This window comes from Chlamydiales bacterium (genome assembly GCA_016185065.1).
Classification (GTDB): domain Bacteria; phylum Chlamydiota; class Chlamydiia; order Chlamydiales; family Rhabdochlamydiaceae.
In genome coordinates, this window is sequence record JACPOL010000005.1 from 95,588 (window position 1) to 116,999 (window position 21,412).

Sequence of the window (21,412 nt, forward strand, 5' to 3'; positions counted from 1 at the left end):
TATGAAGTTCACACCATCGCACGAGTGGATCCGCTTAGAAGGAACCGAGATCGGAGTTGTAGGAATCACCCAGCAGGCTCAGACAGAGCTTGGAGAAGTGGTCTACATCGAGCTTCCCATCGTTGGCAAAAGAGTGAAAGCGGGCGATGAGGTCGCTGTGCTCGAATCGACGAAGGCGGCAGCCGACATCTACTCTCCTGTTTCTGGTGAGATCGTCGAGATCAACACGCAACTTAAAGATGCTTCGGAAAAGATCAACACCTCTCCTGAATCTGAAGGCTGGCTGTTTAAGATTAAGCTTGTAAATCCCGCAGAACTAGAGCTGCTTCTAGATCGCAAAAGCTACATCGCACTATTATGAAAGAACGAAGAAAGAAGAAAGGTCTTGTTTTTCTCCTTTTTACTCTTCTTCTCGTCTCCGTATTTCTCTTTCGATCGCCACTACTTAGATTTGCGCTCTCATTTGTTCTTCCTCCGCATTTGAGCTATGAGAGGCTCGAGTGGAAGGAGGGAAAGATCTCAGTTAAAGGTGTACATCTCGAAGATGAGGGGATGCAGCTGCACATCGATGAGGCTGAACTCACATTCCGCCCAGCGCTGAAGCCCCTTTATCTCGAGGCGCAGCTCATCCTCTCACATCCAGAGATCTACCTCTCTAGCGAAGAGCAGTCGAATGCAGCGCTTCCCCTGCATCTACTTGTTCCTTCGCGCTTTGCTGGGATGAAGCTCCAGGTGAGAAATGGGGTATTAAATCTCGACAACTCGCAAAGATTCTACTTCACCTTCGATTCTAAAGAGGCAAAAGAGGAGATCGGCCACCTCGCGCTCACCTCAGATCCAGCTCTATTTCATCTCCCTTTGCTCCAAATCGACATGAAGATGGAAGAGGAGGGGCCCTCTGCTCGCTTAAAGGCGGATGAGATCACGGCTCCCCATCTTTTTCAGCTGGTGGGAGTCTTCTATCCGCCTCTCTTAAATGGATGGAAGAGCAGCGCTGGCAATATCGAACTAAATGCTCATGCGACTCTCTCTCATGAGTTTTCGCTCTCTTCTTTCAATGCTGATGTTTCGGGGCACTGCTTTACTCTTTTTCATCCTAAACTCGGGATAGAGGTTCAAGGAGAGGCTCTCCGTGGAAACTGCTCACTTCCTCTTCTCTCTGAAGGAAGAGGAGATTTATGGAAGGAGCTCTCTCTATCGCTTACGCTTGAGGGAGCTGAGTGCAGCTACATTCCGGCTGAGGGTGGGCGTACTCCCGTGCTTGGAAAAGCGGAAGCTGCGCTCGTGCTCGAGCCAGAAAAGGAGCCCGCTTTTTTTGTGAGCTCGCTTCTGTTTAGTGGAGAGAAGAAGCTCGCACTCCGCATGGAGGGCTCTGGAAAAATTGAAGAGAGAGGAGCCTTCTGGACAACGCTCGACATGACACTTGGCGAAGCAAATGCGCTGCCCGCCACTGCGCGTCTTGCGCTCTCTTCTCAGAAAGAGGGAGATTATCTTCTTCAGACAGAATTTAAAGAGGTCGGGCCCGAACTCTTCTCCCTTGTAAGTCCATGGACACCCTTCTCTTTGAAAGAGGGGCTGTTAGATGGAAAAGCAACAGTGGAGGTAAAAGAGGGAGAGCTCGCGCTGCTCGGATTTCAAGATGTCAGCCTGCGCAAACTCTCTTTTGAGCTGCCTGAGCAGAAATATAGTGGAAAGATAGATCTCCTCGAACTCGCAGGCGAGGCGGTGAAGTCGGAAGCGGGATGGAATTTCAATCAGCTTCTTATCCAGGGATTTCAAGGGGATGTAGAGGCTGAAAAGATCGCCCTCCAAGCCGATGAGTTTGAGCTTGCATGGGATAAGCAGGGAGCGCAGCGCCTCTCGCTGAAAGGTCTCTTTCAAGGCGTAGGAAGCGATATCGAGATCCACAGAGCAGCAGATCTTCCTGCGTCGGGATACGCTCTTGTAGGGACGGCGACGCTGCAGGAGCAGAGCACAGTTGAATTTGGCTTTAGAGTTAAAGGCCCCACCTTCTCCTCATTTGAAGAGCTTCTCTCCCACTTCGATCCTCAAGAGGGGTGGCTGCGCTCCTCAACACTTACCGCAGATGTCTATCGCGATCTAGTGCACACATTCGATCCACAGATCGATATTACAGGAGGAGTTAGCCTCTCAGCTACATTCAACGAAAAGAAGCTCGACTGCACAGTCGAAGGCTCCGAACTTGCAGCCGACCATCCACTATTTAACTTCTCATTAAGCGGCACACACCAGGCGCACCTGGCTTACACTTTTGAGAGCGAAGAGCTCGAAGGGGAGATGCCTCTTATCTCTGGAAGGTATGTCGATAAGGCTACTAGCCTTGTGATCGAAAAGATCAGCGGGATGTGCACCCTTTCAAAAGAGCAGATAAGCTTAAACGGTGTGAAGGCAGAGTGCGGCAAGGTTCTTTTTCAAGGAGAGCTCCACTTAACAGAGACGCAGCCCAAGACCTTTGATCTCATTGTCGCATCCACCTCTCTTTCAGGAGAGGCCTCAGACTTCTGGCGCCTTCTGCAGCATTTTAAGGGCTTTCCCACTGCCGGACTTCCGTTAAAGGGACAGATCGTCACCCCCGCTGAAGGTTTCACTCTCTATGCGCGTCTGGGAGCCGGTCAGGAGCCAGCAGCTTGGCGATTTACTGGAGATCTGGTTCAGGGAGAGGTGCAGCTCTCACCCTCTGCTCAACTTAAAAACCTCTCGTGCGGACTCACTGCCGACTCTCATGCAAAGCTCTTCTCTCTTAAAGAGGGGCGCGGAGTGTTTGCTTTAAGCGATGGCTCAACCTACAACTTCGATCTTCCTCAGGCAGCCTTCAAGCTCGAAGGGGAGATCCGCGGAGAGTTTGACCTCAGGCTTCTTCAAGAGAAGCTTGAGCTCATACGCCTTGCAGGAAGCGTGAAAGGGGTAGCCAAGAAGGGAGCAAAAGATGAGATTGCTGTCCGCTTCGATCCTATTCGCTCCCACTACTTCCAGACTAAGCCCAGAGATGCAACGCTCTCTTTAAGCGAGAGTGGAAAGCTCCTTCTTCTAAACTGCGATCTCGCTGTTGCTGGAAGAGAGATCTTTCAGCAGTGCGAGTTCCTTAAAAGAGTTGGGCTCGTCGCCTTCGACCCTCCTCAGATCAGCTCTACAAGCGACATCGATCTGCGCCTGCGCTACAACGGCTTTCTCGCTTTTGAAGCAGAGGGGCGCGATCTTAGCTTCAAAGGCAAGTCCTACGCACAGTTTGCAATGAAAGGTGAGAAGAGAGGCGCTGAGTGGAACATTAAAAAGTTGAGCGTCGGTGGGATCAATCTCCAGACTACGCTCCTCTTTGAACCCCAGAGAGTCATCATCAAGAGCTTCGATCTCGTCCATCCGCTCTCGCGCATGCATGGAGAGGGGATCTATGAGCAGGTTAAAGATAGGCTCTCATGCAACATTCAGGGCTACCAGATCGATTTTGCAAACTTCTCGTCCGAGCAGCAGCAGTCCGCTCCAGCTGCCATCAAGGGAAGAGGCCGATTTGAAGTCGACCTCTCGACGATGGAGATGACGGGCGAGGCGGCCCTCGATATTATAGCAGAAGCTACTACTTTTAAGAGCGAGAAGCAGATCCCCTTTACCTACTCTCCCAAGAAGGGGGTAGAGGTTAAGAAGGTGGAGCTCATCTCTGCGCACCAAGAGACCTGTGTAACAGTTGAGAAGATCTCTCTGGACCCTGCGATGAAGAGCGGCTCGATCAAAAAAGCGACCCACTCTTCTGCTAAACCTCTGCTCGGTGCAAATAATTGGGAGGCGCGCGATCTCAGCTTCGTCCGAGGCGAGGAGATCTGGCAGATCGGCGGTTTCTCAAAGTATGAGCAGAAGCCCCTCTTTCTCCAGCTAGCCATCGATTTTTCTAAAGAGAAGCTGGTCTGCATCCAGATTAAAGACGATCCCAAGAGTGAGGGTGTAAAACTCCTGGGAAGAGCCGCTGGTAAAAATGGCTGGCTCTGGCAGTCGGCGCGCGGCAAATTTTCAGGCGTAGAACTCGATCTTGAAAGCGCCCCCTCAGCTGGAAAAGGGCAGCAGCTCTCTGGATCGATTAAAGTCGATCTTAAGCAGCTCTCCTCTCTCCTTCCAAAGGAGAGTAGAGAGGCGGTTGCACTTCTCAAGTTAGGAAAAGGGTATGAGCTGATCGGAGATCTCATTCTCCCCAAAGAGGGCTCTCCTCACTTCCGCGGAGCCCTTGCTGGGCAGAACTTTGAGTGCATGGGCTATACTTTAAATGGGCTACGTGCGCGTGCGGAGATGAGCATGGAGCGCGTCGTCATCAGCCAGCTTACGCTTGCCGATCCCGGTGCGAAGATGCAGGTGAAGCTCGCACGTGCAGAAAAACGCCCCTCCACCGGAGAGTGGCATCTGGACGTGCCCCTCATCCAAGTTCAAGACCTCCGCCCCTCTCTAGTCAGACGCGGTAGTGAGCCACTCGGTGAACCAAAACCCCTCACCATCAAGCATCTGACCCTCTCAAATATCAGAGGAGAGATCGGCGTAGCCTCCAGCTTTCATGGTTCTGGTAGCCTAGACTTTACCAACGCCTTCAAAAAAGAGAGCTCCCTGCTCGACATGCCCATTCAGTTTGTGAAAGATCTCGGTTTAGATCCTGGGATGCTCGTTCCCGTCTACGGAGAGATCGATCTCGACTTAAGAGAGGGCAGATTCTTCATCGAGCGACTCAAGGAAGCTCACAGCGACGGCAGCCGCTCCGAGTTCTACCTTGCAGAGGAGACTCCCTCCTACATCGATCTGAAGGGCAACGTCCACGTCGATATCAAGATGAAGCAGAACGTCGCCTTTAAACTCGTCGAGCCATTTACGTTAAAAGTGCGCGGTACCTTAGAGAAGCCCAAGTACGGAATATAATTGTATCGACTGTGATCACGCCTCTGCTTGAACTCATCTTCCCGCCACTCTGCCTCCACTGCACGGAGCAGACGGGCCAGCTTAAAAAGAGGCTCTGCGATGAGTGTTTAAAGCAGATGAGCTTGATCGAACTCGAAGGAAGATGCCCCCGCTGCTTTACAGAGAAAGAGGAGAGCGGCTGTCCAAAGTGTCGAACAAAAGGAAGCCCTTTTAAGCGCATGAGCAGCGCCTTTGAGTATGCGGGGCCCGCAGCTACACTCGTTCAGCAGTTTAAGTTTGGAAAGAAGCAGGAGCTGGCAAGAGATCTCGCCTCCTGGATGCTCATTCAATTCTTGCGCCTTGAGGTTCCCCTTCCCGATCTCATCGTCCCCGTTCCTCAGCCCTTCATGCGCACCTGGACGCGAGGCTACAATCAGAGCCTTCTGCTCGCGCAAGAGATCAGCCGCCTTCTGGATAGACCCTGCGCCGATCTTCTGAAGAAGCGCAGCGGAGACTTCCCCCAAACAGGGCAGTCGCGCAAGCAGCGCGAGAGTCTTCCTTCAGATGCAATAAGCTGGAAAAAGAGGCGCTCGATCTCGGACGAGACCATTCTCCTTATCGACGATGTGATGACAACTGGCGCCACCCTTCGCCACTGCGCAGCAGCCCTGCAGGAGGGCTACCCCGCTGCGCTCTATGCGCTCACCTTCTGCGCCAGCTAATACCAAGAAGAAGTTAGCCACGGAAGTGGCGTAAGGTGTTAGCCCCGCGTGAAGCGCAAGCGGAACGTGGGGAAGAGAACCCTACCCCATACACACCAGAGCCGCGGTAGCGGCGACAGAAACCTCTTTCGCCGCTTCCGCGGCTCTTTGGTATTTGGGGGGTGTATTTTTCCCCACGTTCCGCTTGCGCTTCACGCGGGGCTAGCGCCTGACATCGCTTCCGCGATTAAGAAAGCGTTCTCTCTTAAGCGTCTTTTGATTCAGGGGCTTTTACTGGGAATACATCAAAGCAGCTCAGCGTAGCCTCTCTGTAGCTGTCGATGTAGTTCTCATCTTTTAGGATTTTTAGCATGACACTAAGCAGATTTTTCGATGGTTCAACTCTGTGAGGAAGAGCGTCGTAATTAGTATTCAGAAGATGGATGGTTCCGGCGCCTGATATATCGGTAATTTGTCTGGCTCCCGTCGATATCACAGAAGGTGCAGGAGCGCCGTAAGACTCGAACTCTACTTTTGTTTGAGGGCCATGTGTAGCAATAGATCTATTGATCCTATCAACCACAAAGTCAAAAGCCAGGTACGTTGGAAACGAGTAAGTAACATTACGTGCCAAAATAACATCCGCAGGACCTACAGCGCCACTTGTTTGAAGCTCTAGGCCTTTCTTTTCCAGAATGCCTGGGAGCTCATATTTTGAAAAAAGCTTCTCAAAATTTAGATTGATCTCTCTGCCTGGGGTTGGAGGAGGTGTGATCTGGTAGGTGTGAGAGCAGCGCAGAACAACTTTTGCAATAAGCAGAAAGATACCAAAGGGGATCGCAGCAGCGATTTTTAGAGCGGTTATCTGCCAAGCGTCCGGCTGCTTCTCTTCGAGTTCTACATTTCCTATATAGATAACAGCCTTTTGAGTACCGAAGATATCGAGAGCATCATCGACAAACTCTGTTAACCACTCTGTCGTGGTCATTTGAATCCTGTTTAAAGCCGAGTAGGTTACCGGTGTGCCAAAGCTTACTTCTGCCATAAATTTTCTCCAGTATTATTAAGCGGTTTTTGTTTCTGCTGCTTTCTGGGGATACACACAAGCTCCATGAAGGGAATAATGATAATCTTGGATGCAGCCTTCTCTTTTTAAAATATTGAGAATGTTCGCAAGCAGGTTTTTGGGGTATGGTCCGAGCTGTGGGTTTTCTGGTATCGCTCGATAATTCTCATCGATCAGTTTAATCATCCCTGGTCCGTCTTTTGGGAGAGCCTCTCCGCTTCTCATATTAAAGAGAACTTCTGGCGCGGGTGTGGCTCTATAATCAAAGCTGAAATCTACCTTTGCTAGAGGGCCACTTGAAGTGATCGATGCATTAATTCTATTAATAACAAATTCCATAGCTCTATCTATTCCAAAACTAAATTTAACGCGGGTGAAAGGTCTGTGTTCGTCGGGAGCCATCTCCTCTGTAACCAGTCGGTCAGGAAGACTATATTTTGGAATAAGTTTTTCAAAATTTAGCTTGATCTTTGCACCCGGAGTAGGAGCAGGTGTGATCTCATAGGTGTGAGAGCAGCGCAGAACAACTTTTGCAATAAGGAGGAAGATGCCGACTACGAGAGCAGAAGCTATTTTTAGGGCGGTTATCTCCCAAGAATCGGGCGCCTTCTCCTCGAGTTCTATAAAGTTATCCTTGTAGATGACAGCTTTTTGAGTGCCGAAGATATTTAAAGCCTCATCGACAAACTGCATGACCTCGTCTTCCGTAGTCATCCTATATTTATTATAATGGGTTATCGGTGTCCAAAAGCCTACTTCTGTCATAAATCCTCCATGTGATGGGGCTCAATTATACACTATTTCGCGCGTAAAGTCATTCGTTAAAAACCGCATAAAATAAAATTTTAAATAATAGTTTTTTTGGAGTGCGGCGACCCGGCGCCGCTTTTCTCGAGATCGACCTGGCGATCTCTCTTAATTTCAAATAAGCCTGCAGTCAAGTGTCCCTGCTAATCAAAGAAAATCGACAAGTCGATTTTGAGAAAAGCGGCGCCGGGTCGCCGCACTCCAAAAAAGATAGCTTCAGATTCGCTAGCAGGATCCTGTTCTATTTTTACTCTTCGCTTCCGTGATCAGGACGAAGAACTGGGAAGATGGTTACGACATTTTGAGAAAGGTCACTGGCATCCAAAAGCCTACTTCTGTCATGAGCTCTACACTATTATTAGCTATTTGAGTTTGCCTTTTTGTACTGTATGGACCTCAACTTCAAACTCTGAGCAGCTATAACCGGTTATGATCTTTTCTAGTTTTAAGACTTCGAAAATTGTCAGAAGTAAATTCTTAGATGCCTCTCCAATCTCGGGGAGCTCTTCAAATCTTCGGTTCATCAATGTAATCATTCCCTCATGTGATGGATCGGGAATCACAACATCTTTCATTTGAACCTCTGCGATAGGTGGCAAAGGAGCACTTCTAAAATCGAACACGACGCCTCTCGAGGGTCCGTGAGTAGAAATGGATTGATGGATTCTATTCGCAACAAAATTGAATGCAACCTGAATAGAAACATAAAAGGGTTTGCTCTCCTTGCCATCTTCTGCCGCTCTTGGCACTGGATCAACCCCATTTGCAATAAAAGGATATTTTTTTAAGAGTTTTATGAGATTCAATCCAAAAGGTTTTGCTGGTCGTTGCGGATCTCTAGTCTGTGGGTCGAAGTTTCTTGAAACGGGTGGAGGTACAGATAACGGGTTGTTTCTGAGGGGAGGCGTGGTGACAGGGGGAATTGGAGGCAAGATTTCGCAACCATAGCGTAGGATGACCTTGGCGATGAGCAGAAGGATACCGATAGTGAAGATGCCAACCACTTTTAAGGCAGTGACCTCCCAAGAGTCGGGTCTTCTCACGGTGATGTCTACTCTTCCGTCGTAGTGTACCCATGCCATTTGAGTGCCACAAATATCCAGTGCGTCATCTACTTTTTCGATTAACCACTGGGTTGTAGTTAGTTCTCTTCGATTAGAAAAAACCATTGGCAAGCCGAAGCGTACTGGATCCATAAACCTATCCGTAAATTATAAGTTTTGAGCTTCCATTGTGGCTCATTTCTAAGTAATTTTTCTTTATTAAAGAATTTATTCATACACGATAATAAAAAATGGTAATTATTTTTTTATTTCTATGTGAGTCCCCTATGAGGTATAGGTGGGGGATATGAGAGTAATGCTACTAGAGAAGGTGAGGGAGCCGCTGAAGCTGAGGGAGGTGGAGGTGCCGCGTCCTGGCAGGGGAGAGCTGCTGGTCGAGGTGGCGGCGTGCGGCGTCTGCCGCACAGATCTCCATATTATAGATGGCGAGCTTTTGCATCCGCGCCTCCCGCTGATTTTGGGACACCAGATTGTGGGCAGGGTAGCGGCAGTGGGTGAGGGGGTCGATTCCAAGCGGATTGGTGAGAGGGTGGGAGTTCCCTGGCTTGGGGGCTCGTGCAACCAGTGCGCATTTTGCAAATCTGGTAGGGAGAATCTCTGCAAAGATGCGGTCTACACTGGCTACCAGAAGGGTGGAGGCTTTGCCGAGTTTTGTACTGCAGATGCTGACCACTGCTTCTCTCTGCCTGCAGGGTATGACGATTTAGAGGCGGCTCCTCTTCTCTGTGCGGGAATGATCGGCTACCGCGCACTAACGTTCATAAGAGAAGCAAGGAGAATCGGACTCTACGGATTTGGCTCTTCTGCGCATCTCATTCTGCAACTCGCAAAAGCGCAAGGTAGAGAGGTGGTTGTGTTTACACGAGAGGGAGATAAGGCGGCTCAGCAGCTTGCAAAACAGCTGGGTGCAATAGAGGTGTATGGGAGTGAGACGCTTCCTTCTAAACCTCTTGATGCTGCGATTATTTTTGCTCCGGTGGGGGCTCTTGTTCCGCTAGCATTAAAAGCTGTCGGTAAAGCTGGAGTGGTAGTCTGTGCAGGAATCCACATGAGCGATATTCCCTCCTTCCCGTATGAGCTTCTCTGGGAAGAGCGAGAGCTTCGCTCTGTTGCAAATCTCACACTTCAAGATGGAAGAGAGTTTCTTAAACTCGCAGAGAAGTTCCCCTTAAGAGTTAGCGTTCACGCCTATCCTCTTGAAAAAGCAAACGAGGCGCTTCGCGATCTCAAAGAGGGCAAGATCACCGGCTCCGCTGTCTTGGTTATAAAACCAAATCCGAACTAGGAAGAGAAGAATAGGATCGGGCGCGGGCACGCACACGGGCACGTTCACGAAATAGGGAGGAATCGGGAGAAGATCGGGCGCGTTCATGAAGAGAAAGAAAGTCGACATCCGGATCTTTCTTAAATGTTTCTAGTCCCCTTTCTTCTCTTTCGTGAACGTGTGCGTGCCCGTGCCGGTGCCCGATTCTTTTCTCTTCTTTCGTGCTGGTGCCCGATTCTTCTCTTCTTGTTTAGTGGAGGAGGGGATTGTCGAGGTCGATGTCGGCGAGAAGCGGATTGCTATCGACGGGCCCCACTCTGACGTGTCCTGCGATGATGACTCCTTCGTCGACGCTAAGGGAGTGAGCTGAGATGTCTCCGCGGATTTCGGCTCTTCCACGCAGAACGCAGCGGCCTCTAACTCTGATATTTCCTTCAACCTTTCCAGAAATAAACGCCTCATCGAGATCGATGTTCGCTTTCACCTGACCTGTAGGTCCGATGATGATCTTGCCTGAAGAGAGGAGTTCTCCTTCAAAAATTCCGTCGATGCGCAGCACCTTGTGGAAAGCGAGGGTTCCGCGCATTGAGACGTTTGCGCTAATTGTGGTCTCTGGCTCTTCGTGCGCGCTCTCTTCCTGAGAAGCAAGAGTGTCGGACTGGTGTGCTGTCTTTAAAGAGGAGGGGAAGGATGAGGTGAGGGAGGAGAAGTCGCTCTGGTTTGAAGGTATGAGGTCCTGATCTAAGAAATTTCTGGGCGGCTTTTTAAACATCGGATCATCTCCTGGCTAGCTTTCTAAATTGCGACGCACCATCTGAACCTGTCTTCTGAGCGTCTCATCTCCTTCTAGTCGGAGTGCGACTTTTTTCCAAGCGTGTAAAAGGGTGGAGTGGGTCTTTCCTCCAAAGTAGGAGGCGAGCTTAATCAGGGATTCGTTCATCATCTCTTTAGCGAGATACATGGCAACTTGTCTTGGAAAGGCGATCTCTTTCTGTCTTGAATCTCCGCGCAGGTCTCCAACGCGCACTTCAAAGACCGCTGCTACGCTTTTTATGATGGCCTCTACCGAGATGCTTTTTTGAGGAGCGGTCTGGAAGAGTTCACTCAAAGTTTTTTCTACGACCTCTTCTGTGACGTCGAGGTTCATCAGGCGGCAGTAGGCGTTTAAGCGATTGATCGCTCCTTCAAGCTGACGCACGTTATTAAAGATATGCTCTGCAATAAAGAAGGCGGCCTTCTGAGGAATGCGCAGGCCCTTCTGTTCAGCTTTATACTGCAGAATCGCCACACGTGTTTCTAGATCGGGAATGCCGACGTTTGCAACTAGGCCCCACTCCATCCGCGCCACCATTCTCTCTGAGAGCTTGAGCTGTCCTGGCGGTTTATCTGAGGTGATGATGATCTGCTTGTTCTGATTGATGAGGGTCTCAAAAGTATTGCACATCTCATCTTCAAAGTTGAGCCGGTTTTGCAGAAACTGGATATCGTCCACCAGAAGTACGTCTAAGGTGCGGTAGTATTTTTTCATCTGGTCGATCGACTTGTTTCGCAAGTTGTCAACGATATCGTTGATGAACCCTTCGGTCGTGATGCACTGGATGCGGGTCTTCTTATTTGTGCTCTTAATATAGTGGCCGATCGCGTGGAGGAGGTGGGTCTTTCCGAGGCCTACCCCGCCATGAATAAAGAGCGGGTTGTAGGATCTTCCCGGCCTGCCGGCGACGCCCAGGGCTGCCGATTTTACGAACTGGTTTGCGGGTCCCTCGATGAAGTTCTCAAAAGTATATGAGGGGTTTAGCTTCATCTCCCGTGCGGGAGGCTGATCCTGGGGTGTGGCGGTGATAATAGAGGGGGCTGAGATGACCTTTTTCTGCTCGGCGATCACAAAAGTCAGAGCGGGCTGCCCATCTGGTTTTTTAGGGACGAAGCTACAGAGATCCTCTTTGTAGTTGTCGATGAGATACTCTTGAACAAAGATGTTTGGGACTTCTAGGACGAGCGATTCAGAGGAGGCTTCAAGGAGCTTAATCGGAGCGATCCAGTTCTCATACTCGGTAGCGCTGCAGCGCTCTCCGATGAACTCTAGAAATTGCGTCCAGGTGTCGTGTGGATTATGAGTCAGCATAAGTTATGAAGTGAGCCTTCCACACTAGAGAGTATTAGGGGATAATATTATGTCGTCAGACTAACACTGAAAATGCAATGGTCGCAACAAAATTGTCTAACTCGTTGGTGCTCAGGTGTAGGCTAAAATGAGTGCGGTGGCTTGACTTGCGATCTGCTCATTTGGGCAGGTCAGAAGAGTTTTTGCAGAGGTAAGACCTTGCTTCTTGTAGCCGAGCGCGAGGAGGGCTTTCACGCGATTGAGCAGAGTGGGGTAGTGGTTGGGTTCTAATTTCAGAGCCTTCTCAATAGTATTGAGAGCCATTAGATTATTATTCTTCTGTAGATAGATGGCGCCGAGTGTTTGCAGATCGTATGCATTATTAGGAGATAGAACAGAGAGAGCCTCAAAGAAAGAGAGAGCAAGATCGTAGCTTCCCTGTCTAATATAGGAGTAGCCGACGAAACGGAGATCGTCCAGCTCCTCTTGATGCCATCCCAAAACTTCTAACCAGTTAACTTGACTCATAATGATCCTTGCCTAGCCCTTATGATATTGTCCGCGACGCGAGTTGATGTCAATCAGCGTGCGTTCAAGAGTGGAGATGCGATTCAGCGCATTCAGCAGAACTTTTTTCTCGCTCTCCTCCTCTTCAAACTCTCTATTCATTTGAAGGGTCTCTTTCCCCTCTGATGCCATCGTCTCTTTTCGCTTCTTTGTCGTCTCTACCAGATCGATGATTCTCTGCGACTGCACCTCTTTCTTGTCAGCCGTCCCCAGTGATGGAAGGATCTGATGGGTGAAGAGACGTCTCTTCTGCTCGTGGAATTTGGGAGGAGCAGAGAAGTCGGCCCAGGGGGCGTTGCGTTTTGAAATTCCAAAGAGAGCATCGAACTCGCTTGCATAGGAGGGGGTCGTAACATCGACTTCGGCAGCCTGAGAGGGTGCCAGGTGCGCATCCTTAACTAGTGCATCCCCGCGCAGCTTCTCATCTTCTGCGTAGCGGGTGTAGGCCTCTACTCCTAAGTTATCGATCGTCTTTGGGCGGAGCGACATAGTGCAATCTCCTTTTTCTTCCGTTTGCCACCCTTTTTCCGTTTTGTCAATAAATTACTTGATAGTGGTCACAGAGATGAGAAAGTTGGTGCTATTTCAAACTTAAAGTGGTTGAAAAGTTGGAAAATGGGGGAGTTGTGAACATAATTCCCACAATTTCCCACATTTCTCTTTTCGCAGGGATAGTCCATTGAAAATGAGGGTTTTAGATTGTTGGATATGGGGGTTATAATCAGGGTAAATGTGGGAGTTTTCTTCAAAAAAGTTGCCAACTTAGGGGTCTGGTGTTAGATTGTGGGAAACGGTGTTAAAAAAACGATGTCTCGCTTCTTTTTCAGTGGATCTGTAGGCGCTAAACTCGATGAGAAGGGCAGGTTTGTCCTTCCTCAGTCGATGCGTTTTGGTCTGGTGGAAAATGGCGCACTCGAATTCAGCCTTGCGCTCGGTTTAGGTGGCTGTCTTGCTATCTACCGTAAGAGTGATATTGAGAAGATCGTCCAGAGGTTTCAATCGAAACAGCACATCGGCAAGTATCAGAAGTTCTTCACCCTCTTTTTTTCCACTCTTCATCAGACTAGCTGCGATAAGATTGGGAGAGTAATGGTTCCTCCACTACTGCGAAAAGCGGCGAACATTAAGAGTGAGATCGTCGTCGCAGGGGTGCTCAATAAGATAGAGATCTGGCCGAAAGAGCGCTACGACGCTCAATTAAGCGACGTTCTCAGCGGTAAAGATCCAGAGATGGATCTCTCTAAAATGTGTGAAGAGGCGTTTGCCCTCTTAGAGACCGACCAAGCTGACCTATGTTATGATGGCGAGGGCTGCGGGGGATGAAAAACGAGCAGAGAGAGATCGCAGGTGCTCCGCACCTCCCGGTGATGCTCGAAGAGGTTCTTCACTTTTTCAAAGACAAAGAAATTAAAGTTTTTTTTGATGGGACGCTCGGAGCTGGCGGCCATGCAAAGGCCATTCTAGAAGCTCACCCTGAGATACAAACCTATATCGCCTGCGATCGAGATCCAGATGCGTTGAAGCTTGCGGCAAGCGTGCTCAGCCCATGGAAGAGCAAGATCGAGTTCGTTCACGGCGATTTCGCCGATTTAGACCAACACGTGAAACGAGCAAAAGTAAAAAGCGTCGACGGTTTTTTTTTGACTTGGGGGTCTCCTCCATGCAGCTAGATCAAGCACACAGAGGCTTCAGCTTTTCAAAAGAGGGCCCGCTCGATATGCGGATGAACCCTGCCAATCCCCTGACAGCAAAAGAGATTGTCAATACCTGGCCCGAAAAGGAGCTCGCGCAGATCTTTCGAGAGTTGGGTGAAGAGCGCAGATGGAGAAGAGCGGCTGAGGCGATCTGCGAAGCAAGGAAGAAACAGCCGATCGAAACGACCAAGCAGCTGGTAGACATACTCGTCTCGTCGCTGGGTCACTTCGGAAAAAAAAGATTACATCCTGCAACGCTCATCTTCCAAGCCTTGCGCATCAGTGTAAACGACGAGCTCGGCGTAGTGGAAAGGGCTTTGCAGAAGGCGATAGATCTACTCGCTCCCGAGGGAAGAATCGGCGTCCTCAGCTTCCATAGTCTGGAAGATCGCATTGTGAAGAATATCTTTCGTGCGGCAGCTCAGAGCCGTCGCGCAAAGAGAGGGCAAGAGGCGGAGATTCCGACTCTGCGCCTTCTCACTAAAAAACCACTCGTGCCTTCCCAAGCGGAGGCAAGACGTAACCCCCGCGCCCGCAGCGCAAAGCTGAGGTTTGCAGAAAAAGTAGGTGTCTCAGATGAATAGAGGCTTTATTCTAAGAGTTCTCTCGTGTATCCTCTTCGCCGGTTTCTGCCTCTATTCGTTTATAGATGTGCAAAACAGTGTGACAGAGCTTAGGATCAAAATCCCTCAAGCTGCAAAAGAGCTCAAAGCGATCCAGGAAGAGAGCGACAGGTTGCGCTATGAGATTGAGCAGTTTGAAAATCCTCAGCATCTGATGGAGCTGGCAAGACGGGCGGAGTTTAATCATCTCAAACATCCTCTCTTCAAAGAGATTCTTACAGTGAAAGAGGGAGTTGCACTAGCTCCTACATCTCCTGCAAGAGAAGAGACCCCAACCGTAAAGCCGCACTTCACCCTCGCAATCGGAACAATGCCCGAATCTGCCCGCTAGTTTATGGTTTTTAATCGAGCTTATAAGGGCTGCCCCTAGGCGCTCATCCCACTTCCTTCGCCAAAGGGTCCTTTTCGCGACCAGTCGCAGTTGTAAATAAAGAGAGGGGAGATAAGATCGGGCGCGGGCACGCACACGGGCACGTTCACGAAAGAGAGAAAGAGAGGGGACACGAAAGAGAGAGAAAAAGAAGAGCGTGCCCGATTCTCCTTTCCCGCCTTTCTTTCGTGAACGTGTGCGTGCCCGTGCCCGATCCTCTTCTTTCACAGGGTCGCAAGAGGGTCGCAGGGAGGCCCCGAGAGAAGGCCAAAGGCCTATCTCCTGGACTACCCGACATGTCTATCTTGGCCCTAATAAGAGTTGCGTGTATTATTTTTGTTTTTCTAAAGAGAAACTTGAAAGATGGATATTAATAAGGTTGTGGGGAGGAAGCGACTCTTGTATGTCGCTTTCTTTGTTCTGGTTCTGTTTAGTTTGCTGATTGTTCAATTCTTCAAGATTCAGATTGTTGAAGGGGAGAAGTGGACGAGAGAGGCGAGGCGTCAGCACCAGTTTGTCATTGCGGATCCATTCCATCGCGGTCTCTTCTATTCGAACACAGCGATCAAAAAGGGGCATCCACATATAGCGCAGCCTCTTGTGGTCGATGTGCCAAAGTTTCACCTCTTTGCCGATCCCGGCTCTCTTTCGGAACCACTTAAAGCTGAGGTGGTAAGCGGAATAGCACAGACTCTTCATCTGACGAAAGAGGAGAGCGAAAAAGTTAGGGCTCACCTCAGCAAGAAGAGTCGAAATCGCAAGCTAAGGATGTGGCTCTCTCAAGAGGAGAGAAACAACGTCCTGCGCTGGTGGGATGGCTTCTACAGAAAAAATAAGCTGCCTCGCAATGCTCTCTACTTTATTCAAGACTATAAGCGCTCCTATCCGTTTGGACATCTGTTAGGACAGGTGCTCCATACAATCCGCGAAGAGTGCGACGTCAAGTCGAAGGAGACGATTCCCACAGGAGGGCTCGAGCTCTATTTTAATAAGCAGCTGCAGGGAAAGGAGGGGAAAAGGCTTCTTCTTCGCTCGCCCCGTCATCCTCTAGATACAGTAAAGGTCTTGGCCTCGCCTGAAAACGGAGCTGATATCCACCTGACGGTCAACCACTATATTCAGGCGATTGCCGAAGAAGAGATTGAGAAGGCGGTAAAAAAAGCGAATGCCAAGAGCGGCTGGGCGCTCATGATGCACCCGCGCACAGGGGAGATCTTTGCACTTGCACAGTACCCCTACTTCGATCCCTCTAACTACGCACACTACTTCGAGACGCAGCCAGAAGAGACCAAGGTCAAGGCGATCACAGACCCCTATGAGCCGGGATCGACGATGAAGCCGCTGACACTTGCGATCTGTTTAAAAGCGAACGCAGAACTTCAAAAACAGGGAAAGAAGCCGATCTTCTTTCCAGAGGAGAAGGTCGCAACTGCAAATGGACGCTTCCCGGGAAGATCGAAGCCTATCTCAGATCTCCACCCGCACAACTTTCTGAATATGGATCTGGCGCTTCAAAAATCTTCTAATATCTACATGTCTCGCATGATCCAGAGAGTGATCGAAGCTCTTGGTGAGAAGTGGTATAGAAGCTGCTTGCAAGATCTCTTTGGTTTTGGAGTTAAAACCGGAATCGAACTTCCGGGAGAGAGCATTGGCCTACTGCCCGCATTCGGAAAAAAACATCCGAATGGCGCTCTCGAATGGTCGACCGCAACCCCTTTCTCGCTTGCTTTTGGACATAACATTCTAGTTAGCAGTCTTCAGATGGTGAAGAGCTACGCCGTTATCGCAAATGGCGGCTTTGATGTGAGGCCGACTCTCGTTCGAAAGATTGTAAAAACTGATGCTTCAGGAAAGGAGGAGGTCATTCAAGACAACACCTCTCCTGAGAAGATCGCTCAGATGAGGCGCCTCCTTGAGCCTGAGATCGTCGACAGAGTGATACGTTCGATGAAGTTTGTGACCAAACCCGGTGGAACCGCATCCAAGGGAGACGTGCCTGGTTACACAGAGGTTGGAAAGACGGCGACGACTGAGAAGATCGTTTCGGGCACCTATTCCAAGCGAGACCACATCGCCACCTTTATCGGTTTTACTCCAGCGAAGAATGCTGAGTTTGTCCTGCTGATTGCGATCGACGATCCCGAGTTCAAGTATATCCCGGGAGTCGGAAAGAACCAGCACGGAGGAAACTGCTGCGCCCCCGCCTTTAAAGAGATCTCCATGCGCACACTTCAATATCTAGGCGTCGAACCCGACGATCCCCACGGCTACCCTCGCGGAGATCCTCGCTTCGACCCCAACAAGGCCGACTGGCTGAAAGAGATCAAGGCCCTCCGCGAGCTCTACCTTCAGTGGAACCATTAATCTTCTCATTTTTCTCTTGGGGATTGTCCCGCTTGTGCTATGAGTAGTGTCGTGATAAACTCTCTGGGAAAGAGGCGAGATCATGAAGATTAAGAGACTGATTAGAGATCTACCAGATCTGGTTGTTAAAGGTTCCAAAGATGTTGAAATTACAGGCATCTGCGGAAATTCAAAAACAGTAGCTCCTGGGAATCTGTTTGTAGCAAAAAAGGGGCTGACTCATCACGGATCGCGTTTTATTCCGGAGGCGATTGCGGCGGGAGCAAGTGCAGTTTTAACAGATATTTTTGATCCCTTCCTCACGGGAGTTGTTCAGCTCATTCACCCCGATGTCGCATCAATCGAAGCTCATCTTGCAGCAATATTCTATGAGAATCCCGTTGACAAACTCTTTCTAGTTGGCATCACAGGCACCAACGGCAAAACGACAACCTCCTATCTAGTCAAACACCTCTTGGAAGGAAGTAAGCTTAAAACGGGGCTGATCGGAACTGTAGAGTGGCTAGTAGGGGAGAGACGCCTTCCCTCTCAATACACCACCCCAGATCTTCTAACCAATTACCGCCTCTTTCATGAGATGGTAGAGAGCGGCTGCAAGGCTGCGGTGATGGAGGTCGCCTCTCACGCGCTTGATCAAGAGAGAGTGAAGGATATCGAGTTTGATGTGGCTGTCTTTACCAATTTGACACAGGACCATCTCGACTACCACAAGACGATGGAGAGTTACGCCGAGGCAAAGGCTAAGCTCTTTCGCGACTTGGGTCAGGTGGGCTGCAACAAGCACTTTAGAAAAGTGGCAATCGTCAATGCAGATAGCAGCTACTCCTCTCAACTTGTTGAAGATTGCTCGGCTGAGTGCATCACCTATGGAATCGATACGCATGCCGATCTCCTTGCAAAAGAGATTCGGCTCTCTTCCCAGGGAATCGAGTTTGAGCTGCAGTATAAAGGAAAGAGAATCCCTTTCCGCACATCGCTGATCGGGCGTTTTAACTTATATAACTGTTTGGCAGCTCTCGCTGTTGCTGTAGCGTATGGAATGGAGCTGGAGGCGATGGTTCCTCTTCTCGCCTCATTTAAAAGTGTGCGAGGAAGGTTGGAGCGCGTAGAGAATCGCAAAAAGATGAATATCTTCGTCGACTATGCCCATACAGAAGATGCGTTGAAAAATGTCCTCAATACTCTTCGCGAATTTAAAAAGGGGCGTCTGATTACAGTATTTGGATGTGGAGGCAACCGAGATGTGGGTAAGCGCCCTAAAATGGGAAGCGCTGTCGAGCTTCTTTCGGATCTCTCCATCATTACAAGCGATAATCCGAGAAGCGAAGATCCAGAGGAGATCGCGAAACAGATTCTTGGGGGATTCCGCAACCCTACAGCTCCAATGGTCGTGCTCGATAGAAAAGAGGCGATTCGAAAAGCCCTCCAGCTCGCAGCGCCTGAAGATATCGTATTAATCGCTGGAAAAGGCCATGAGACGACGCAGATTTTTGCTCATCAAACTCTCCATTTTGATGACTACGCTGTCGCCAAAGCTGAGGTAGAGACTTGAACTTAAGTTCTAATAATCGGTATTCTCAATAAACAGCCCGAGCGAGATGGTTTGATGTCCTATTTACGTCATTTTCTGGTTTTCCTGTTTGCTATCCTTTTTGCGAGGATGGAAGCTGCCCCTGCGTTTCCCTCCTCCTTTTCGCAGACAGAGTCTGAGAACACCTCTCCTCCACTCTATCCAGCAAATCCTCTTATCATATTAGATGCTGGACATGGAGGAACCGATGAGGGAGCTAAGGTGAGCTCTTTCATGGAAAAAAAGATTACTCTCATCACAGCGCTTCTCACAAAAAAAAGACTTGAGGAGAGAGGGTATAAAGTGATCATGACTCGATCGCGCGACAAGTATATTCCCCTTGCAAGACGCGTTTCGATCGCGAACAGGACAAAAGGCGCGGCTTTCGTCAGCATCCATTTTAACGCTTCGCGCAGTCAGGCGGCGAAGGGAATCGAGGTCTTCTTTTGCGAGACAAAAGAGAAGTGGAGAGGAAGAGCCTCTAGACGTCTTGCAGACTGCATCCTCTTTCAAGTTATCGACCAGACAGAAGCTATTTCTAGAGGTGTAAAGGGAGGTAACTTCCACGTCATCCGCGAGACGGAGATGCCCGCAGTCCTAGTAGAGGGGGGATTTGTGACTAATGGAGAGGAGAGAAGCCTGCTTAGAGATCGCGACTATTTAGCGAAGATCGCAGAGGGAATTGCGATTGGTGTCGATAAATATTTTAAATCGTAAAAAACGTCCTCGGCGCGAATTGAACGCGCGACCTGTCGCTTAGGAGGCGACCGCTCTATCCTCTGAGCTACGAGGACAAAAGCCCTCAAAATCCCAAAAATGTTAGATGTTTAGCGCCTTTGATCGCAAGTAAATCCGGAGAGTGAAAAGTGGCAGAAAAACAAGCAGATATCGGTTTAATCGGCCTGGCAGTCATGGGCCAGAACCTCGTGATGAACATGAACGACCACGGATTCACTGTAGTCGTCTTCAACCGCACAGTTTCTAAAGTAGACGACTTCATACAAGGTCCTGCAAAAAATAGCCGTGTGATCGGGGCTCACAGCCTTGAAGAGTTTTTCAAAACACTGAAGCGCCCAAGAAAGGTGATGCTGATGGTGAAAGCGGGCCCTCCGGTTGACGAGCTGATCGCCGAATGTCTTCCCTTCCTCGAAAAGGGCGATATCGTCATCGATGGAGGAAACAGCCACTTTCCTGACTCTGAACGCAGAGAGAAGGCCCTCAAAGAGAAGGGGATCTTCTTCATTGGAACCGGCATCTCAGGAGGAGAGGAGGGAGCAAGACACGGCCCTTCGATCATGCCCGGTGGAAGTGCAGAAGCGTGGCCTATCATCAAGCCGATCTTCCAGAGCATTGCTGCAAAAGCTGAAGAAGATGGCCTTCCTTGCTGCGACTGGGTTGGAAGCGGTGGTTCTGGACACTACGTCAAGATGGTTCACAATGGAATCGAGTATGGCGACATGCAGCTCATCTGCGAAGCCTATCAGCTCATGAAAGAGGTGCTCGGCCTTAAACCCGCTGAGATTCAGAGTATTTTTGCCGAGTGGAATAAGGGAGTCTTAAAGAGCTATCTTGTTGAGATCACAAGCCAGATTTTTGGTGTTAAGGAGAAAGATGGCACTCTCGTGCTCGATAAGATTTTGGATGTTGCGGGACAGAAAGGCACAGGTAAGTGGACAGCGATCAGCGCGCTCGACCTCGGCATGCCTGTGACACTCATTGGCGAGGCGGTTTTTGCACGCTGCCTCTCTGCGTTAAAGGATCAGCGCGTAAAAGCAGCTTCTATCTTCCCGAAGCCTGTAGTGCGCTTCTCTGGCGATAAGAAGGCGTTTATCGAAGATATCAAGCAGGCTCTCTACGCTTCTAAAATTGTCAGCTACGCTCAAGGATTTATGCTGCTTGCTTCTGCTGCAAGTGAGAATAAGTGGAAGCTGGATTATGGCTCGATTGCGCTCATGTGGCGCGCAGGTTGCATTATCCGCAGCCGCTTTTTAAACGACATTAAAACAGCCTATGTTAAGCATCCCGCTCTCGACAACCTTCTCTTTGACGACTTCTTTAAGAAAGAGATACAGGGCGCCGAGGCCGCTTGGAGACGCGTTGTCGTCCAAGCAACACAGTTTGGAATCGCAGTGCCGAGCTTTAGCACAGCGCTCTCTTTCTTTGATGGACTATGCACCGCAAATCTTCCCGCCAATCTGCTTCAAGCGCAGAGGGATTTTTTCGGCGCGCACACCTATGAAAGAGTGGATCAGCCCCGTGGAAAGTTTTTCCATACTAACTGGACTGGCACCGGCGGGAACATCACCTCATCTTCATATAATGTGTGAG

17 protein-coding genes, 1 tRNA gene and 1 pseudogene are annotated in these 21,412 nt (G+C 49.6%); 11 read left to right on the forward strand and 8 right to left on the reverse strand.

Going from position 1 to position 21,412, the window contains the following annotated elements:
- The first annotated feature begins 1 nt into the window (after nucleotide 1).
- The 3 genes from gcvH to HYX48_03080 are packed head-to-tail and all read left to right on the forward strand — an operon-like array spanning nucleotide 2 to nucleotide 5,609.
- Nucleotides 2–361: a glycine cleavage system protein GcvH gene (gene gcvH / locus HYX48_03070; protein ID MBI2742879.1), complete on the forward strand. Its 360-nt coding sequence runs from the start codon at nucleotides 2–4 to the stop codon at nucleotides 359–361.
- Nucleotides 358–4,908 (forward strand): hypothetical protein, encoded by a 4,551-nt coding sequence (locus tag HYX48_03075; GenBank protein MBI2742880.1) that lies wholly within the window; start codon nucleotides 358–360, stop codon nucleotides 4,906–4,908. Before gcvH ends, HYX48_03075 begins: the two co-directional genes overlap by 4 nt.
- Nucleotides 4,909–4,919: 11 nt before the next feature.
- Nucleotides 4,920–5,609 carry a ComF family protein gene (locus tag HYX48_03080; GenBank protein MBI2742881.1) on the forward strand — a complete coding sequence of 230 codons (690 nt, stop codon included), beginning with the start codon at nucleotides 4,920–4,922 and terminating at the stop codon, nucleotides 5,607–5,609.
- A gap of 244 nt (nucleotides 5,610–5,853) precedes the next feature.
- Here HYX48_03080 and HYX48_03085 read toward each other — a convergent pair whose 3' ends face one another.
- From HYX48_03085 to HYX48_03095, 3 genes are all read right to left on the reverse strand, one after another.
- Nucleotides 5,854–6,633 carry a hypothetical protein gene (locus tag HYX48_03085; protein MBI2742882.1) on the reverse strand — a complete coding sequence of 260 codons (780 nt, stop codon included), beginning with the start codon at nucleotides 6,631–6,633 and terminating at the stop codon, nucleotides 5,854–5,856.
- An 18-nt stretch (nucleotides 6,634–6,651) separates the two neighbouring features.
- Nucleotides 6,652–7,368: a hypothetical protein gene (locus HYX48_03090; protein ID MBI2742883.1), complete on the reverse strand. Its 717-nt coding sequence runs from the start codon at nucleotides 7,366–7,368 to the stop codon at nucleotides 6,652–6,654.
- A gap of 455 nt (nucleotides 7,369–7,823) precedes the next feature.
- Nucleotides 7,824–8,657, reverse strand: coding sequence for a hypothetical protein (locus HYX48_03095; protein ID MBI2742884.1), 834 nt, complete (start codon nucleotides 8,655–8,657; stop codon nucleotides 7,824–7,826).
- Nucleotides 8,658–8,811: 154 nt separating this feature from the next.
- On the opposite strand from HYX48_03095, the gene HYX48_03100 reads away from it, so the two are divergent.
- On the forward strand, nucleotides 8,812–9,810 hold the full coding sequence (locus HYX48_03100; GenBank protein MBI2742885.1) for a zinc-dependent alcohol dehydrogenase family protein: 999 nt from the start codon (nucleotides 8,812–8,814) through the stop codon (nucleotides 9,808–9,810).
- 229 nt (nucleotides 9,811–10,039) lie between these two features.
- Here the strand turns inward: HYX48_03100 and HYX48_03105 are convergent, their stop codons facing one another.
- The 4 genes from HYX48_03105 to HYX48_03120 all read right to left on the reverse strand — a co-directional run bounded on the left by HYX48_03105 (nucleotide 10,040) and on the right by HYX48_03120 (nucleotide 12,949).
- Nucleotides 10,040–10,561 (reverse strand): polymer-forming cytoskeletal protein, encoded by a 522-nt coding sequence (locus HYX48_03105; GenBank protein MBI2742886.1) that lies wholly within the window; start codon nucleotides 10,559–10,561, stop codon nucleotides 10,040–10,042.
- Nucleotides 10,562–10,576: 15 nt separating this feature from the next.
- Nucleotides 10,577–11,914 carry a chromosomal replication initiator protein DnaA gene (gene dnaA / locus HYX48_03110; protein MBI2742887.1) on the reverse strand — a complete coding sequence of 446 codons (1,338 nt, stop codon included), beginning with the start codon at nucleotides 11,912–11,914 and terminating at the stop codon, nucleotides 10,577–10,579.
- Nucleotides 11,915–12,025: 111 nt separating this feature from the next.
- Nucleotides 12,026–12,421, reverse strand: a complete 396-nt coding sequence (locus HYX48_03115; protein MBI2742888.1) for a type III secretion chaperone — start codon at nucleotides 12,419–12,421, stop codon at nucleotides 12,026–12,028.
- A 12-nt stretch (nucleotides 12,422–12,433) separates the two neighbouring features.
- A complete protein-coding gene (locus HYX48_03120; GenBank protein MBI2742889.1) occupies nucleotides 12,434–12,949 on the reverse strand; it encodes a DUF5399 family protein in 516 nt (171 codons plus the stop codon).
- A 318-nt stretch (nucleotides 12,950–13,267) separates the two neighbouring features.
- Between HYX48_03120 and HYX48_03125 the strand changes: the two genes are divergently transcribed.
- From HYX48_03125 to HYX48_03150, 6 genes and pseudogenes are all read left to right on the forward strand, one after another.
- Nucleotides 13,268–13,783: a hypothetical protein gene (locus tag HYX48_03125; protein ID MBI2742890.1), complete on the forward strand. Its 516-nt coding sequence runs from the start codon at nucleotides 13,268–13,270 to the stop codon at nucleotides 13,781–13,783.
- Nucleotides 13,780–14,738: pseudogene (gene rsmH, locus HYX48_03130) on the forward strand (16S rRNA (cytosine(1402)-N(4))-methyltransferase RsmH). The gene HYX48_03125 and the pseudogene rsmH overlap by 4 nt, the downstream one beginning before the upstream one ends.
- Complete coding sequence (locus HYX48_03135; GenBank protein MBI2742891.1) at nucleotides 14,731–15,108, forward strand: hypothetical protein; 378 nt, start codon at nucleotides 14,731–14,733, stop codon at nucleotides 15,106–15,108. Before rsmH ends, HYX48_03135 begins: the two are co-directional and overlap by 8 nt.
- 402 nt (nucleotides 15,109–15,510) lie before the next feature.
- On the forward strand, nucleotides 15,511–17,514 hold the full coding sequence (locus HYX48_03140) for a penicillin-binding protein 2 (GenBank protein MBI2742892.1): 2,004 nt from the start codon (nucleotides 15,511–15,513) through the stop codon (nucleotides 17,512–17,514).
- Between the two features lie 82 nt (nucleotides 17,515–17,596).
- Entirely contained in the window at nucleotides 17,597–19,066 is a 1,470-nt protein-coding gene (locus HYX48_03145; GenBank protein MBI2742893.1) for a UDP-N-acetylmuramoyl-L-alanyl-D-glutamate--2,6-diaminopimelate ligase, read from the forward strand.
- Between the two features lie 108 nt (nucleotides 19,067–19,174).
- On the forward strand, nucleotides 19,175–19,801 hold the full coding sequence (locus HYX48_03150) for an N-acetylmuramoyl-L-alanine amidase (protein ID MBI2742894.1): 627 nt from the start codon (nucleotides 19,175–19,177) through the stop codon (nucleotides 19,799–19,801).
- A gap of 4 nt (nucleotides 19,802–19,805) precedes the next feature.
- Here the strand turns inward: HYX48_03150 and HYX48_03155 are convergent.
- A tRNA-Arg gene (locus HYX48_03155) sits at nucleotides 19,806–19,878 on the reverse strand.
- Between the two features lie 72 nt (nucleotides 19,879–19,950).
- On the opposite strand from HYX48_03155, the gene gnd reads away from it, so the two are divergent.
- Nucleotides 19,951–21,411 (forward strand): decarboxylating NADP(+)-dependent phosphogluconate dehydrogenase, encoded by a 1,461-nt coding sequence (gene gnd, locus HYX48_03160; protein ID MBI2742895.1) that lies wholly within the window; start codon nucleotides 19,951–19,953, stop codon nucleotides 21,409–21,411.
- The last annotated feature ends 1 nt before the right edge of the window (nucleotide 21,412 follow it).

Excerpts from the sequence above, each read along its gene's own strand:
- HYX48_03135 (MBI2742891.1), top strand. The coding sequence starts at position 14,731 with ATGAATAGAGGCTTTATTCTAAGAGTTCTCTCGTGTATCCTCTTCGCC.
- HYX48_03145 (MBI2742893.1), top strand. The coding sequence starts at position 17,597 with ATGAAGATTAAGAGACTGATTAGAGATCTACCAGATCTGGTTGTTAAA.
- HYX48_03120 (MBI2742889.1), bottom strand. The coding sequence starts at position 12,949 with ATGTCGCTCCGCCCAAAGACGATCGATAACTTAGGAGTAGAGGCCTAC.
- HYX48_03105 (MBI2742886.1), bottom strand. The coding sequence starts at position 10,561 with ATGTTTAAAAAGCCGCCCAGAAATTTCTTAGATCAGGACCTCATACCT.
- dnaA (MBI2742887.1), bottom strand. The coding sequence starts at position 11,914 with ATGCTGACTCATAATCCACACGACACCTGGACGCAATTTCTAGAGTTC.
- gcvH (MBI2742879.1), top strand. The coding sequence starts at position 2 with ATGAAGTTCACACCATCGCACGAGTGGATCCGCTTAGAAGGAACCGAG.
- HYX48_03075 (MBI2742880.1), top strand. The coding sequence starts at position 358 with ATGAAAGAACGAAGAAAGAAGAAAGGTCTTGTTTTTCTCCTTTTTACT.
- HYX48_03085 (MBI2742882.1), bottom strand. The coding sequence starts at position 6,633 with ATGGCAGAAGTAAGCTTTGGCACACCGGTAACCTACTCGGCTTTAAAC.
- HYX48_03095 (MBI2742884.1), bottom strand. The coding sequence starts at position 8,657 with ATGGATCCAGTACGCTTCGGCTTGCCAATGGTTTTTTCTAATCGAAGA.
- HYX48_03115 (MBI2742888.1), bottom strand. The coding sequence starts at position 12,421 with ATGAGTCAAGTTAACTGGTTAGAAGTTTTGGGATGGCATCAAGAGGAG.
- HYX48_03140 (MBI2742892.1), top strand. The coding sequence starts at position 15,511 with ATGGATATTAATAAGGTTGTGGGGAGGAAGCGACTCTTGTATGTCGCT.
- HYX48_03090 (MBI2742883.1), bottom strand. The coding sequence starts at position 7,368 with ATGACTACGGAAGACGAGGTCATGCAGTTTGTCGATGAGGCTTTAAAT.
- HYX48_03100 (MBI2742885.1), top strand. The coding sequence starts at position 8,812 with ATGAGAGTAATGCTACTAGAGAAGGTGAGGGAGCCGCTGAAGCTGAGG.
- HYX48_03150 (MBI2742894.1), top strand. The coding sequence starts at position 19,175 with ATGGAAGCTGCCCCTGCGTTTCCCTCCTCCTTTTCGCAGACAGAGTCT.
- HYX48_03125 (MBI2742890.1), top strand. The coding sequence starts at position 13,268 with ATGTCTCGCTTCTTTTTCAGTGGATCTGTAGGCGCTAAACTCGATGAG.